13 protein-coding genes are annotated in these 12,868 nt (G+C 71.7%); 7 read left to right on the top strand and 6 right to left on the bottom strand.

Going from position 1 to position 12,868, the window contains the following annotated elements:
* The 3 genes from ACVGV2_RS05900 to ACVGV2_RS05890 all read left to right on the top strand — a co-directional run bounded on the left by ACVGV2_RS05900 (window position 1) and on the right by ACVGV2_RS05890 (window position 3,045).
* Window positions 1-240 (top strand): acyl carrier protein, encoded by a 240-nt coding sequence (locus ACVGV2_RS05900; protein ID WP_459165032.1) that lies wholly within the window; start codon window positions 1-3, stop codon window positions 238-240.
* Window positions 237-1,481 (top strand): beta-ketoacyl-[acyl-carrier-protein] synthase family protein, encoded by a 1,245-nt coding sequence (locus tag ACVGV2_RS05895; RefSeq protein ID WP_459165031.1) that lies wholly within the window; start codon window positions 237-239, stop codon window positions 1,479-1,481. Before ACVGV2_RS05900 ends, ACVGV2_RS05895 begins: the two co-directional genes overlap by 4 nt.
* A gap of 127 nt (window positions 1,482-1,608) precedes the next feature.
* Window positions 1,609-3,045: an acyl-CoA carboxylase subunit beta gene (locus ACVGV2_RS05890; RefSeq protein ID WP_459165030.1), complete on the top strand. Its 1,437-nt coding sequence runs from the start codon at window positions 1,609-1,611 to the stop codon at window positions 3,043-3,045.
* A 187-nt stretch (window positions 3,046-3,232) separates the two neighbouring features.
* Here ACVGV2_RS05890 and ACVGV2_RS05885 read toward each other — a convergent pair whose 3' ends face one another.
* The 5 genes from ACVGV2_RS05885 to ACVGV2_RS05865 form a co-directional block, all read right to left on the bottom strand.
* Window positions 3,233-3,775 carry a hypothetical protein gene (locus ACVGV2_RS05885; protein ID WP_459165029.1) on the bottom strand — a complete coding sequence of 181 codons (543 nt, stop codon included), beginning with the start codon at window positions 3,773-3,775 and terminating at the stop codon, window positions 3,233-3,235.
* A gap of 94 nt (window positions 3,776-3,869) precedes the next feature.
* Entirely contained in the window at window positions 3,870-4,346 is a 477-nt protein-coding gene (locus ACVGV2_RS05880) for a DUF3145 domain-containing protein (protein WP_459165890.1), read from the bottom strand.
* A 407-nt stretch (window positions 4,347-4,753) separates the two neighbouring features.
* Complete coding sequence (locus tag ACVGV2_RS05875; protein ID WP_459165028.1) at window positions 4,754-5,476, bottom strand: hypothetical protein; 723 nt, start codon at window positions 5,474-5,476, stop codon at window positions 4,754-4,756.
* 139 nt (window positions 5,477-5,615) lie between these two features.
* The gene (locus tag ACVGV2_RS05870) at window positions 5,616-6,653 is read right to left on the bottom strand and encodes a hypothetical protein (protein WP_459165027.1); all 1,038 of its coding nucleotides are present in this window, start codon (window positions 6,651-6,653) and stop codon (window positions 5,616-5,618) included.
* Window positions 6,650-7,141: a SigE family RNA polymerase sigma factor gene (locus tag ACVGV2_RS05865; protein ID WP_459165889.1), complete on the bottom strand. Its 492-nt coding sequence runs from the start codon at window positions 7,139-7,141 to the stop codon at window positions 6,650-6,652. Before ACVGV2_RS05865 ends, ACVGV2_RS05870 begins: the two co-directional genes overlap by 4 nt.
* 211 nt (window positions 7,142-7,352) lie before the next feature.
* Here ACVGV2_RS05865 and ACVGV2_RS05860 point away from each other — a divergent pair, with 211 nt between their 5' ends.
* Window positions 7,353-8,186 carry an LLM class F420-dependent oxidoreductase gene (locus tag ACVGV2_RS05860; protein ID WP_459165026.1) on the top strand — a complete coding sequence of 278 codons (834 nt, stop codon included), beginning with the start codon at window positions 7,353-7,355 and terminating at the stop codon, window positions 8,184-8,186.
* Between the two features lie 319 nt (window positions 8,187-8,505).
* Here the strand turns inward: ACVGV2_RS05860 and pobA are convergent, their stop codons facing one another.
* Window positions 8,506-9,678, bottom strand: coding sequence for a 4-hydroxybenzoate 3-monooxygenase (pobA, locus tag ACVGV2_RS05855; protein WP_459165025.1), 1,173 nt, complete (start codon window positions 9,676-9,678; stop codon window positions 8,506-8,508).
* Between the two features lie 226 nt (window positions 9,679-9,904).
* Between pobA and ACVGV2_RS05850 the strand changes: the two genes are divergently transcribed.
* From ACVGV2_RS05850 to ACVGV2_RS05840, 3 genes are all read left to right on the top strand, one after another.
* A complete protein-coding gene (locus ACVGV2_RS05850; RefSeq protein WP_459165024.1) occupies window positions 9,905-10,708 on the top strand; it encodes an SAM-dependent methyltransferase in 804 nt (267 codons plus the stop codon).
* Between the two features lie 125 nt (window positions 10,709-10,833).
* Window positions 10,834-11,292, top strand: coding sequence for an RrF2 family transcriptional regulator (locus tag ACVGV2_RS05845; RefSeq protein ID WP_459165023.1), 459 nt, complete (start codon window positions 10,834-10,836; stop codon window positions 11,290-11,292).
* Between the two features lie 317 nt (window positions 11,293-11,609).
* Window positions 11,610-12,578, top strand: coding sequence for a sulfite exporter TauE/SafE family protein (locus ACVGV2_RS05840; protein WP_459165022.1), 969 nt, complete (start codon window positions 11,610-11,612; stop codon window positions 12,576-12,578).
* Window positions 12,579-12,868: the final 290 nt, after the last annotated feature.

Here is a 12,868-nt window from a genome sequence, read left to right as displayed (position 1 = left end):
GTGAGCGAGAACGAGATCGTCGAGGGCCTGGCTTCGATCGTCGAAGAGGTCGCCGGTGTGGACGCCGCCGACGTCAGTGTCGACAAGTCCTTCGTGGACGACCTGGACATCGATTCGCTGTCCATGGTCGAGATCGCGGTGCAGGCCGAAGACAAGTTCGGCGTGAAGATCCCGGATGACGAACTGGCCAACCTCAAGACCGTGGGTGATGCGGTGAACTACATCACCAAGAACGCATGACCACAGACGTAGCGATCACCGGGTTGGGCGCGACGACGCCGCTGGGCGGCGACGTCGCGTCCACATGGGACGGAGTGCTCAACGCTCGCTCGGGGATCCGCCGGCTCGAGGCCGACTGGGTGGACACCTACGAACTGCCTGCCAAGCTCGGCGCTCCGCTGGCCACCGACCCCAGCGAGGTGCTCCCCCGCGTCCAGCTGCGGCGGTTGGACCGGTGCGAGGCCATCGCGCTGGTCGCCGCCCGGCAGGCGTGGGAGGACGCCGGATACGCCCTGCCCTCCGACGAGACCGAGCCGGTCGACCCCGATCGGCTGGGCGTGTCGATCGGCACCGGGATCGGCGGCCCGCTCACGCTGCTGCAGCAGGACGACGTCCTGAAAGGCGACGGGCTGCGCAAGGTCTCCCCGCTGACCGTGCCGATGCTCATGCCGAACGGGCCGGCGGCGCACGTCAGCCTCGACCTGCGGGCCCGCGCTGGCGTGCACTCCCCCGCCTCGGCCTGCGCCTCCGGTGCGGAAGGCCTCGCCAAGGGCATGGACCTGATCCGTTCCGGAGAGGCCGACGTGGTCGTCACCGGCGGGGCTGAGTCCTGCATCGCGCCGATCACGATCGCCGGGTTCGCGCAGGCTCGCACGCTGAGCACGCGCAACGACGCCCCGGAACACGCCTCACGGCCGTTCGACGCGGACCGCGACGGCTTCGTGATGGGCGAAGCCGCCGGCGTGGTCGTCCTGGAAAGCGCCGAGCACGCCCGGGCGCGCGGCGCGCGGGTGTACGGCTACCTCGCCGGGTACGGCATCACGTCGGACGCCTACCACATCACGGGCAGCCACCCGGACGGTCTGGGCCAGATCAACGCGATGCAGAAGGCTCTGCGCGGCGGAGACCTCTCGCCCGCGGACATCGGGCACGTCAACGCGCACGCCACCTCCACGCCGGTGGGGGACATCGGCGAAGCCCACTCGGTGCGCCAGACGCTCGGTTCGGACGCGGTGGTCACCGCACCGAAGGGCGCGCTGGGCCACCTCGTCGGCGGTGCCGGCGCGGTGGAGAGCATCGTGACCATCATGTCGTTGTACAACGGCGTCATCCCCGCGACGGCGAACCTGAACACCATCGATCCGAAGGTCGAGGTGGACGTGGTCGCGGACAAGCCGCGCGAAGTCGCCCAGAACGCGGCGTTGAACAACGCGTTCGGTTTCGGCGGGCACAACGTGGCGCTCGCCTTCACCCGGGCCTGATCCGTCCGTTGTCCCGGTATCCCCGCGCGGCGCCGAGCTGTGCCGCGCGGGGTCGCTCCCGCGTGCGCGGGTCGTTTCCGCGCGCCGCGCACCATCCCTCTCGGTTCTCTCCGTCGGAGGCATTTCGATGACCGCACTGGCCGCTCGGCCGGAACACGCACCGGACCAGCGGGATCCCCGCGATCCGGAGCCGCGCCTGGAACAACTGCTGGACGAAGGGTCCGCCGAACCGCTGCACCCGCGCGATGACAGCGGAATGTTCGCCGTGCGCGGCCGCATCGGGGGGGCCAAGGTCATCGCCTACTGCAGCGACGCCACGGCCAAGGGCGGTGCGCTGGGCTCGGCGGGGTGCGGTCACATCGTCGACGCCATTGACCAGGCCGTGCGGGAGCGCTGCCCGGTGATCGGTGTGTGGCACTCGGGCGGCGCCCGCATCCCCGAAGGGGTGGAGTCGCTGGACGGCATGGGGCAGATGTTCGCGGCGATGATCCGCGCGTCCGGCCGCGTGCCGCAGATTTCCGTGGTGGTCGGCCCGGCCGCGGGCGGTGCGGCGTACGGGCCGGCGCTGACCGACGTCGTCGTCATGGCCCCGGACGGGCGCGTGTTCGTCACCGGCCCGGACGTGGTCCGCAGCGTCACCGGCGAGGAGATCGACCAGGAGGGGCTCGGCGGCGCCGAGGCGCACGGTTCGAAGTCCGGTGTGGTGCACGTGGTCGCCGACGACGAGCCGGACGCCTACGCACGGGCCCGCGAGATCACGGGCCTGTTCGCCACGCCCGGCATGTTCGACCTGCCGACCGTGCAGGCCCGGTGCGACCTCGGCGAGCACCTGCCGCAACGGCCGCAACGCGCCTACGACGTCAAACCGCTGGTGCGCGACCTGCTGGACACGCGCGCGGACGGCTCGGCGGAGTTCGCGGAGCTGCAGGCGAAGTGGGCGCCGAACATGGTGACCGGCCTCGGCCGGCTCGGCGGCCGCACGGTGGGAGTGCTGGCGAACAACCCGCTGCGCAAGGGCGGTTGTCTCGACTCGCTGTCGGCGGAGAAGGCCGCGCGGTTCGTGCGGATGTGCGATTCGTTCGGGGTGCCGCTCGTGGTGCTCGTGGACGTGCCCGGCTACCTGCCCGGCGTGGACCAGGAGTGGGGTGGCGTCGTGCGGCGCGGGGCGAAACTGCTGCACGCGTTCGGCGAGTCGGTCGTACCGCGGGTGACGCTCGTGACGCGCAAGTCCTACGGCGGTGCTTACATCGCGATGAACGCGGCGGCGCTGGGGGCGACGAACGTGTTCGCCTGGCCGGGCGCCGAAGTCGCGGTGATGGGCGCCAAGGCGGCGGTCGACATCGTGCACCGCAAGAAGCTGGCGGCAGCTGCGGAGGAGGAGCGCGAGGCGCTGCGCGAGCAGCTCACCGAGGAGCACCAGCGGGTGGCCGGGGGCGTTGACCGGGCGATGTCGATCGGCGTGGTCGACGAGGTCATCGACACCGACGACACGCGTCGACGCATCGCCGAGGCGCTGGCCGCTGCCCCGGCCGGCCGCGGCGCGCACGGCAACATTCCCCTCTGAACCGGATGCACCACTCCCCTTCATCCGTTCGCGTGGGGAGGAATTGTCCGGCAAAAGCGTGGGGACAACTCACAATTTTCATGAAAATTGTGCTCTCTGGAATGGGTCCAATGTGGCGGTGCAGCGCCCGGAGTTGGCGCGGGCCCCGGTGTCAGCAGCTGGTCCGGTGTCAGCAGCTGGTCCGGTGTCAGCAACTGCCGACGAGGGCGCTGCCGGGCAAGCCGGTGGTGGCCAGCCGCGGGCCGTCGTCGACCGTGATCGGGTAGACGACGCGCCAGCGCACGCAGGAGCGCGGCAACTGCGGTGGCGCGTCGCCGGGGTCCTGGTGGCTGGTGAAGCTCAGGTGCACGCGCAGCTCACGGTCGGAACCCGATTCGACGCGATGCACGAGCACATCGCTGTCGCGGGTGGAGGAGTACTCCTCGTGCCACTCCTCCGGCGGCATTTCGGCCTGCTTCGCCGCGGTGACGGTGGACTCCCACGCGGCGTAGTCCCGTTCGTTGATCGCGGTGAAGTGCGTGCGCAGCAGCTTGCCGACGAGGTCCCGCGCGGGATGCACATCGGCTCCCGGGGTGAACCGCAGCAGCCCGTCCGGTTCGGCGACGGGCGGCTGCTGCGCCGATGCGGCGGGTCGGTACAGCTGGCGCAGCGCCACTCCACCTGCGAGAGCCCCCAGCAGCACGACCACCGCGAGCGGAAGGCTCCATGTCCACCAGGTACGCGATCGCACGGGGCCAGCTTCGCACACCGCGGTGCGCACCTGCTCCGCCACGGTGGTGATCCGGACCGCGCAGGAAAGCGGCGCGCCGCGTTCAGCGCACCGTTCAGCCGACGCGGTGCAGCGTCGTGACGGGATCGCCTTCGGCGGCGTGCCGGAACGGTTCCAGCTCCGCGTCCCAGGCAGCTCCCAGCAGTTGCTGCACGCGGTGGTGCACCGACTCCGACGCGCCCGGTTCAGTGGTCAGCGCACGCAGCTGGTCCTCGCCGACGACGATGTCGCCGTTGGCGCTGGTGCACGCTCGCCACAGTCCGAGACTCGGCACGTGGCAGAAGCGCTGTCCATCCATGCCCGGACTGGGGTCCTCGGTGACCTCGAACCGCAACATCGGCCACGCGCGCAGCGCCGCGACGAGACGCGCGCCGGTGCCCGGCTCTCCGGACCACGTGCAGTCGGCACGGAGCTGACCGGGGGCTGCCGGTTGCGCCGTCCAGCGCAGTTCGGTGCGGACCCCGAGAGCGCCGGACACGGCCCACTCGACGTGCGGACAGACCGCAGACGGCGATGAGTGGACGTAGACCACGCCGCTCGTGGGGCCACGCGTGCTGCCACGGGTGCTCACTGCTGACCTCCGCTTCGACGAGGGACGTCTTCCCCTACGACCTCGACGACGTCGATCAGCCGGATTCCCGGTGGCGGCTGCCGGGCCGATAACGATCACCTTCGAGTCGTCATTCTGCACAGGGGTTGCAATCACGCGCCACAGCGGATGGCCGGGTGCACACCCGGCACCTGTTGGTCACCACGAGCTTTCGATCGAGCACCGCGAGTGATCATCGCAGCTGACAACCGGTCCTTCGGGGAGAACCCCGGAGGGAGCGCACTCTCGAGACTCCTCCTGCTCCCCACGAACACCACTCGAATGGGTGAAAGAGCTCCTGCTCCCGGGGCTTGCGACCGGACCATCCACCACCCGCGCACGCGGCGCGGTCACTCCTCGGAACGCTCCGGCCGGTGTTCCGCCGACAGTTCCGAGCGGGGCCCCGCTTCCCCGTCGTGCAGCGTGGCCGGGTCGTGCAGCGTGGCCGACCGGCCACCGCGTGCAGACCGCTCGGAACGCGGCAGCCGCCGCGGCGGAAGCGTCGCGTAGGCGCGGAACAACCAGGCACCGAGCTGCAGCGGCAGCAGCAGCGGGACGACCGCGGTCAGCGCCGCAGCTACCACCCCGGCACGCAGCACGTCGGCCGGCACCAGCACCGGGTTGCGGTCGACGAAGTTGCCGGTGAGGGTTGCGCACCCGCACAGCACTCCGACCACGGCGACCAGCGCGAGGACCGCGAACACGAGCGCCGGCCGGTAGTCGAGCGAGCCCGAACCGAGCAGCACCGCCACCCACCCGAACAGCGCCGGGCTCTGCTGCCGCTCGGTGGTGGCCGCCCAGAGCAGCCCGCCCACCACGGGCAGCGCCGCAGCACCGCTCGACCACGCCTCCGCGAGCTGCGCGCTCCACACCTCACCGGCCAGTCCGAGCCGCGCGAGCAGCTCCCCGAGCACGTCGAACGCGCTCGGGGAAGCACCGGGCAGCACCTGCCCACCGATCCACCCGAGCGTCCAGGCCGACATCGCGAGGGCGGCGAGGAGCTGCCCGTGCGGGCGGTCCAACGCCGTCCGCACGAGCCGGAGCAGTTCCCGGCGATGATTCTGCGCGTCCACTGCGGGAGATTCTGCCGGACGATCGCGGCGGCTGGTCGTGCGCGCAGATCCGGGCACGTCCCGCCGCGCGGCCCGCCAGGCGGACCGGTCCGCCGCGCTGGACGGCCGGGAAGTGCTGGACGGCCGGGAAGTGCGCCCGTCAGCCCCACAGCGTCACGGGACGCCCGGTGCAGTCCGCGGCACCGCACTCCACGGGGACCTCGCGGACCACGGCGCCGTCCACGAGCCACTGCCGCTGGCCGGCGGAGACGAGCACTCGCCCCATCCGGTCGGCGGACAGCTGCGGCCGGCCAGCTCGCGGCCCGCCTGCAGTGAACGGAACGCCGGCGCCGGTCACCGCGCCGGAAGCACCGTCCACCTCCGTCACCCGCACCTCGCCGCTGCCGCACGCGGCGGGCCGCAACACCGCCACGCCGCGCTCGCTGCCGGTGACCGCCAACGGCCCGCACTCCCCGCTGTCCAGACCGGGCACCGCGGGACCGTGGACCGCGCCCGCGGACGGATCCACCACGCGGAGCTCGGTCGACTTCCCCGCGCCGAGCAGCACGGCCACGCGTCCACCACCGGTCAGCGCCACGTCGCGCACGCTCGAACCCGCCGGCACCTCGAGCTCCTGCCGCTGGCCGCCGTGCACGACCACCACCGCCTCACCAGCGCTGCGCCGGTCGACGTAGGCGACGCGCCCGGAGCGCGCCGCGAGGATCGACGGATCCGCCGTGTCCGGTACGCGCGCCACCGGGCGGCGGCGCCCGTCGGGCGAGACGGCGATGATTTCGCGCTGCGCACCGGAGACCAGCGCGTACACGTTCTCCGCAGTACCTGCGAGCGCTTCGGGCCTGCTCCCGTCGAACCGCGCCAGGTCCGGGCCGCGCCCGCCGTCGGCGAGGTCGTACACCGCCAGCACACCGGATTCCGCGGCGGCGACGTAGCTGTTCGGACGCACGCTCACCGGCTGCGGCTCGTCCTCGGCGGGCAGCCCTGCGAGCACGTAACCGAGCAGGCCGCAGACCGCGGCGACCGCCGCGGCGGCCGACAGCACCGGCACTCGGCGGTGGCGGTGCTTGCGCGCGCGGGCGAGCACGCGGTCGAACGCGCTCGGTTCCGGTTCGACGTCCTCGACGGCGCACCGCAACTGCGCACGCAGCCATTCCTCCGTGGACTCCCGCGCACCGTTCACGCCTGTTCTCCCAGCAGTTCGACCAGCCGCGCGGCACCCCGCGAGCAGTACGCCTTCACCGCTCCCGGGCTGCATCCCATCACGTTGGCCGTTCGCGCTTCACTCAGGTCGGCGTAGTAGCGCAGCACGATGGCCTCCCGCTGCCTGCGCGGCAACTGCGCCAGCGCCGCGCTGAGCACGGCGCGGTCCACGCCGCGGCCCGTGTCGTCCGGTTGCGTGTCGCGGGTGGCCAGACGGGGCAGGTACCGCCGGGCGACGCGCCGGCGCCGCAGCACCGAGCGGGCCCGGTTCAGCACGGCCTGCCGCAGGAACGCCAGCGCCTTGTCCGGATCGCGGAGCCGCGCCCGCGAGTCGTACACGCGCACGAAGGCGTCCTGCACGATGTCCTCCGCGCTGCCGCGGTCGTCCACCAGCAGCACGGCGATGCGCAGGAGTTGCCGGTAGTTCTCCTGGTAGAGGTCGGTCAGTTTGCCCGTCAGTTCATCCATGGCCGCCAGCCCGTCGCCCGACCAGGCGGTCACGGGCGCCGCAATCGACACCGTCACATCCCTGCACGACGCCCGACCCCCCCTCTACGGTTGTGCCCGGAATCGGTTGACTCCCGTCCGTGCCGGCGAGCCGCACACGTCCATGATCATCTCATGTCGGCGCGCCGGTCCGGCGAGGTCTCCGAACGCCCCGATCCCGACAGGAGGACCGATGCGGTTCGGCATCCAGACGTTCATCACCGATGAAGGAATCCAACCCGTCCCGCTCGCCCGGGCCCTGGAACAGCGCGGGTTCGACTCGCTGTTCATCGCCGAGCACACGCACATCCCGACCAGCAGGGAGACCCCCTATCCGGGTGGAGGCGAGCTGCCCCGGATCTACTACCGCACGTTGGACCCGTTCGTGGCGCTCACCGCCGCTGCGGCGGTCACCGAACGGCTCGTCGTCGGCACCGGGATCGCGCTGATCATCGAACGCGATCCGATCACCACCGCCAAGGAGGCCGCCAGCCTCGACGTGGTCTCGGGTGGACGGTTCGTGCTCGGCGTCGGTGCCGGCTGGAACCGCGAGGAGATGCGCAACCACGGCACGGAGCCGAGCCGCAGGGGTGCGCTGATGGACGAGCGCATCCGCGCCATGCGCGCCATCTGGACCGAGGAGCAGGCCGAATTCCACGGCGAGCACGTGGATTTCGACCCGATCTACGCCTGGCCCAAGCCGGTGCAGAACCCGCACCCGCCGATCTACGTGGGCGGTGAGAGCGAGCGCTCGGTGGAGCGGGTGGCCGAGTACGGCGGCGGTTGGCTGCCCCGCGGCGGTACGGCCGACCTCGGTGACCGGGTCGCCAAGGTCCGCGACCGCGCCGGTTGGCGGGTTCCGGTGTCGGTGTACGGCGCACCGGCCGACCGCGCCACGCTCGAGGAGTACGCCGCGGCCGGGGTGGACGAGGCGCTGCTCGCCCTGCCGACCGAACCGCAGGACGCGTCGCTGCGGCGGCTCGACGAGCTCGCGGAGGTGAAGAGCGGGCTCGCCGGGCAGGCGTGACCTGGCGCCCGCGGGCTGCACCGTCGAGGACCTCTTGAAATCGGCGTGCCTTCGACGGCTGCGTTCCTTCGACGGCGGGTGAGTCAGAGCAGCCGGGGAGCCACCCAGCAGAACCCGCGGTGCGCCGGACCCGACCGGCCGTGTGTGCATTTCGCGAAATGCACGCACGGCCGGCGCAACAGGGAGCACCGGCGTCCCGCTGGATCGGTGCGGCTCCGAGCGGAACGCGTCCGCAGCCGGACGCATCCCGCACGGGAGCGTCCACAGTGCACGTCCGTCCGGCAGGGCCACCCGCTCGACGCTCCGCTCGCACGCCCGGTCAGACCAGCGGCATGCCCACGTAGTTCTCCGCCAGCGTCGTCGCCGCGGCGGTCGAGTTGCGCAGGTAGTCGAACTGCGACCGCTGCAGCCGCCGGTCGAATCCCGCGTCGGGACCGTCGAAGCGGTGCGTCAGCGAGGTCATCCACCAGGAGAAGTGCTGCACGCGCCAGACCCGCAGCAGGCAGTCCTGCGAGTAGGTGTCCAGTCCCGTCGTGCTGCCGCTGCCGTAGTAGTCGTCCAAGGCTTCGCACAGCCGGTACACGTCGGCGACGGCCAGGTTGAGCCCCTTCGCCCCGGTGGGCGGCACGATGTGCGCCGAGTCGCCGGCGAGGAACAGCGAGCCGTAGCGCATCGGTTCGGTGACGAAGCTGCGCATCGCCGTGACGCTCTTGTCGATGATCGGCCCCTGGCGCAGGTCCCAGCCCTCGCTGCCGAGCCGCACGGCGAGCTCGTCCCAGATCTGCTGATCCGACCAGTCCTCGGCCGATTCGTCCGGTCCGCACTGCAGGTACAGCCGGCTGAGCTCGGCCGAGCGCATGCTGTGCAGCGCGAAACCGTTGCGGTGGTTGGAGTAGATGAGTTCGTCGGTGGACGGCGGGACTTCGGCGAGGATGCCGAGCCAGCCGAAGGGGTACACCCGTTCGTAGACGGTGCGCACGTCGTCGGGGACGGCCTCGCGGCACACCCCGTGGAACCCGTCGCAGCCCACGACGAAGTCGGCCTGCAGTTCGTGCTGCGCACCGCCGTGGGTGAACCGCACGGACGGCCGGTCCGTCGCCACGTCGTGCACCGAGACGTCGGAGACCTCGTGGTAGAGCTTCCCTCCGTCGGCGATGCGGCGTTCGGCGAGGTCGCGGACGACGTTGGCCTGGCCGTAGACGGTGATGGCCCGACCGGTCAGCTCGGTGAACGGGATGTGCGCGTGCTCGCCGTCGAACTGCACGTAGACCCCGCGGTGCGCGTCGCCCTCGGCCGCCAGCCGCTCACCCACGCCGGTCGAGTGCAGCAGGTCGACGGTGCCCTGCTCGAGGATGCCCGCGCGCACCCGCTGTTGGACGTACTCCTGGCTGCGCCGTTCCAGCACCACGGAGTCGACGCCCCGCAGGTGCAGCATGTGCGAGAGCAGCAGCCCCGCCGGCCCTCCACCGACGATCGCGACCTGAGTTCGCATTGTTCGCATTCCTCTCGTGGCTCGGACCACCCCAGGGTTTCAGCCGCACGGTCGGCGGTCGCGACACCGAGCTCCCGCTGAGCGGAAAACCGCTGGCCTGCTCGAGCTGCGCTCAAGTTTCCGCTGCTTTTCCGCCCACGAGGGGCGATTCCGCGGCGCCCGGTCCCCTACGATGTCGACCGGCGATGATGTTGATCGGCGATCCGGAGCGACGCGAGGAGGCACCGTGCCCGAGCCCGAGGAGCCGCAGCAGGTCGACACCACTCGGCCGAACGCAGCGCGGATGTACGACTACTACCTGGGTGGTTCCGCGAACTTCGCAGTCGACCGGGAAGCCGCCGACACGGCCGCGCACGTCGTCCCCGACGCCGTGGCGTACGCGCAGGCGAACCGGGCGTTCCTCGACCGCGCCGTGCGCTACCTGTGCGCGCAGGGCGTCGACCAGTTCCTCGACCTCGGCTCGGGCATCCCGACCAAGGGCAACGTGCACGAACTGGCCCAGCAGCACTCCGCCACCGCCCGCGTCGCCTACGTCGACATCGAACCGGTGGCCGTGGCCCACGCCCGGCGCTTGCTGCAGGACACCGAAGGGGTCACGGTCACGCAGGCCGATGTGCGCGACCCGCAGGCCGTGCTCGGCGCTGCCGGCGTGGCCGATCTGCTCGATTTCACCCGTCCGGTGGCGGTGCTGGCGGTGGCGATCATCCCGTTCGTACCCGACGACGCCGAAGCGGTCGCGCTGGTCACCGGCTACCGCGCCGCCTGCACCGCGGGCAGCTACCTGGCCGTTTCGCACATCTCGCAGCTCGGCGCCAGCACCGAACAGGTGGCCCACGCCGAGGAGATCATGGCGCGCACGCCCACCCCGGTGTCCTGGCGCACCGCCGACCGCATCGTCCCGCTGCTGCAGGACTGCGAACTGGTGCGGCCGGGGCTGGTCCCGGTCGCGCAGTGGCGGCCGGACACGCCGCCGACTCCGGAGGAGGTCGCGCGGGCCAACTCGTTCGGGGCCGTCGGCTACCTGCCCTGAGCGGCCGCCCTGTCCGGGCCGCTCCGCGCGGCTGCGGCTCCGCGCCACTGCGAATTCCCGGGCGCGGACACGCGCCGACCACCCGGCGCCCCCGCTACCCGGCCGAGTTGCGGGACAATAGCTCCATGCGGATCTCGACCAAGGTGGACTACGCGGTGCGGGCGCTCATCGAGATCGGCCGGTTGCAGCCGGGCGAGGTGGCCCGGGCCGAGGACCTCGCCGCTGCGCAGGGCATCCCCCGCACGTTCCTGCTGAACGTGCTCGCGGACCTACGCAAAGCGGGCATGGTGGCCAGCCGCCGCGGGCAGACCGGCGGTTGGGTGCTGGCGCGCTCACCCGGGTTGATCTCCGTCGCCGACGTCATCCGGGCCACCGACGGCCCGCTGGTCAACATCGCAGGCTCCCGCCCGGAGGACGCCACCTACCAGCCGTCCGAAGCCGTGCTGCAGCGCGTGTGGATCGCGCTGCGCAGCAGCCTGCGCGAGGTGCTCGAGCACGTCACCCTGGCGGATCTGCTGGAGAGCTCGCTACCTCCGGAGATCGACGCGCGCACCGCCAGCGAGGAAGTGTGGCGCAGCCGGTAGCGGAGGACCATCGCGCGGCGAGGTGCATCGTGCCGCCGCAGGAACCCGAACCCTTCGGAAGCCCCGGCCCGCGCAACTACTTGTGACCCTGCTCACCGGGGCGGTGCGCGCACGGCATCTCCCCCGCGGGGTCGCCGCGCACCACATCGGGCCCGTGCGCTGCACGACCACCGCTCGCACTCGCCCCGTCCGCGCCGGAAACACCCGATCCTACGTCGTGGAACGGCTGTAGCTCAGCGACGAGAAACTGTACCTTTCTTGTCGACTTAGTTGTGAAAAACGCGCCGACCGGGCGCGGACGACGCGGGAGCATTCGCATGGTGACTTTGGTGCTCGTGGCCCTGGCCGGGTTCGCGGCACAGCTGGTGGACGGTTCCCTGGGCATGGCCTTCGGGGTGACCGCCACGACCGGGTTGCTGGCCGCGGGCATGGCGCCCGCCGCGGCTTCGGCATCGGTGCACCTGGCCCAGATCGGCACCGCCGCCGCCTCCGGGGCCTCGCACTGGCGGTTCGGCAACGTGGACTGGCCGGTCATGCTCTGGCTGTCCCTGCCCGGCGCCGCGGGCGGCTTCCTCGGCGCCACCGTGCTCACCAGCCTGTCCACCGAGGCGAGCGAACCGTGGATGGCCACGCTGCTGCTCCTGCTCGGCTGCTACGTGATCGTCCGGTTCGCCCTCGGCACGCGGCCGGTCGTCCGCTCCGGGTTCACGGTGCAGAACCGGCGCTGGCTCGCACCGCTGGGCCTGGTCGCCGGGTTCCTCGACGCCACCGGCGGAGGCGGCTGGGGGCCGATCTCCACGTCGACGCTGCTGAGCAGCGGGCGCCTGACCCCGCGCCGCGTCATCGGCTCGGTCGACACCGGTGAGATCCCGGTGTCGGTGGCCGCCAGCATCGGCTTCCTGCTGTCGCTGGGCACCTCCGGGCTGTCGTGGATGGTCATCGGTGGACTGCTCGTCGGCGGCGTCGTCGCCGCCCCGTTCGCCGCCTACCTCGTGCGGATCCTGCCGACCCGCATCATCGGCGTCGGCGCCGGCGGCATGATCGTGATGACGAACCTGCAGCTGATCCTCTCCGCGGTGGGCGTCGAAGGTCTCCCGCTCGTGGCGATCAACGCGGTGCTCGTCGTGCTCTGGGCAGGCTTGATCACCTGGGCGGTGCGGCGAACCCTGGCCGAACGCCGTACCGCGCCCGCGGTCGCCGAGACGGCGCAGGCGGAACGGTCGGCGGAATCCGACGAAGCACCGGAAACGGCACGCACCGGCAGCGACTACGAAACCGTGGGCTGAACGCCCGGCCCGGCGCCCCCGGGCCCGCATTCCCGGCGTCCCCAGTCCCCGCGTCCTCGACCCCCGACCGGTCACCGGCGGGGGTCGAACGCTGCCAGACCCAGCTCGGCACGCCCGTCGACGAGCAGCTGCGCCGTGATCCGCCCGGTCAGCGGACCGAACGAAGTTGTGCAGGCTCACACCGAAACAGCCGCCACCTTCCAGTCAAAAGCGACCTTCCGGACGCACGTCAGCCTTGCTCTCCTGTCGAGCGATCGCAGAGATCGGTAGAATTTTAGTGAGCTTAACGA

The organism is Bounagaea algeriensis (assembly GCF_054491375.1).
This window is presented reverse-complemented; position numbering and strand designations above follow the sequence as displayed.

Excerpts from the sequence above, each read along its gene's own strand:
- ACVGV2_RS05860 (WP_459165026.1), top strand. The coding sequence starts at position 7,353 with ATGCGGTTCGGCATCCAGACGTTCATCACCGATGAAGGAATCCAACCC.
- pobA (WP_459165025.1), bottom strand. The coding sequence starts at position 9,678 with ATGCGAACTCAGGTCGCGATCGTCGGTGGAGGGCCGGCGGGGCTGCTG.
- ACVGV2_RS05865 (WP_459165889.1), bottom strand. The coding sequence starts at position 7,141 with ATGGATGAACTGACGGGCAAACTGACCGACCTCTACCAGGAGAACTAC.
- ACVGV2_RS05840 (WP_459165022.1), top strand. The coding sequence starts at position 11,610 with ATGGTGACTTTGGTGCTCGTGGCCCTGGCCGGGTTCGCGGCACAGCTG.
- ACVGV2_RS05895 (WP_459165031.1), top strand. The coding sequence starts at position 237 with ATGACCACAGACGTAGCGATCACCGGGTTGGGCGCGACGACGCCGCTG.
- ACVGV2_RS05845 (WP_459165023.1), top strand. The coding sequence starts at position 10,834 with ATGCGGATCTCGACCAAGGTGGACTACGCGGTGCGGGCGCTCATCGAG.
- ACVGV2_RS05890 (WP_459165030.1), top strand. The coding sequence starts at position 1,609 with ATGACCGCACTGGCCGCTCGGCCGGAACACGCACCGGACCAGCGGGAT.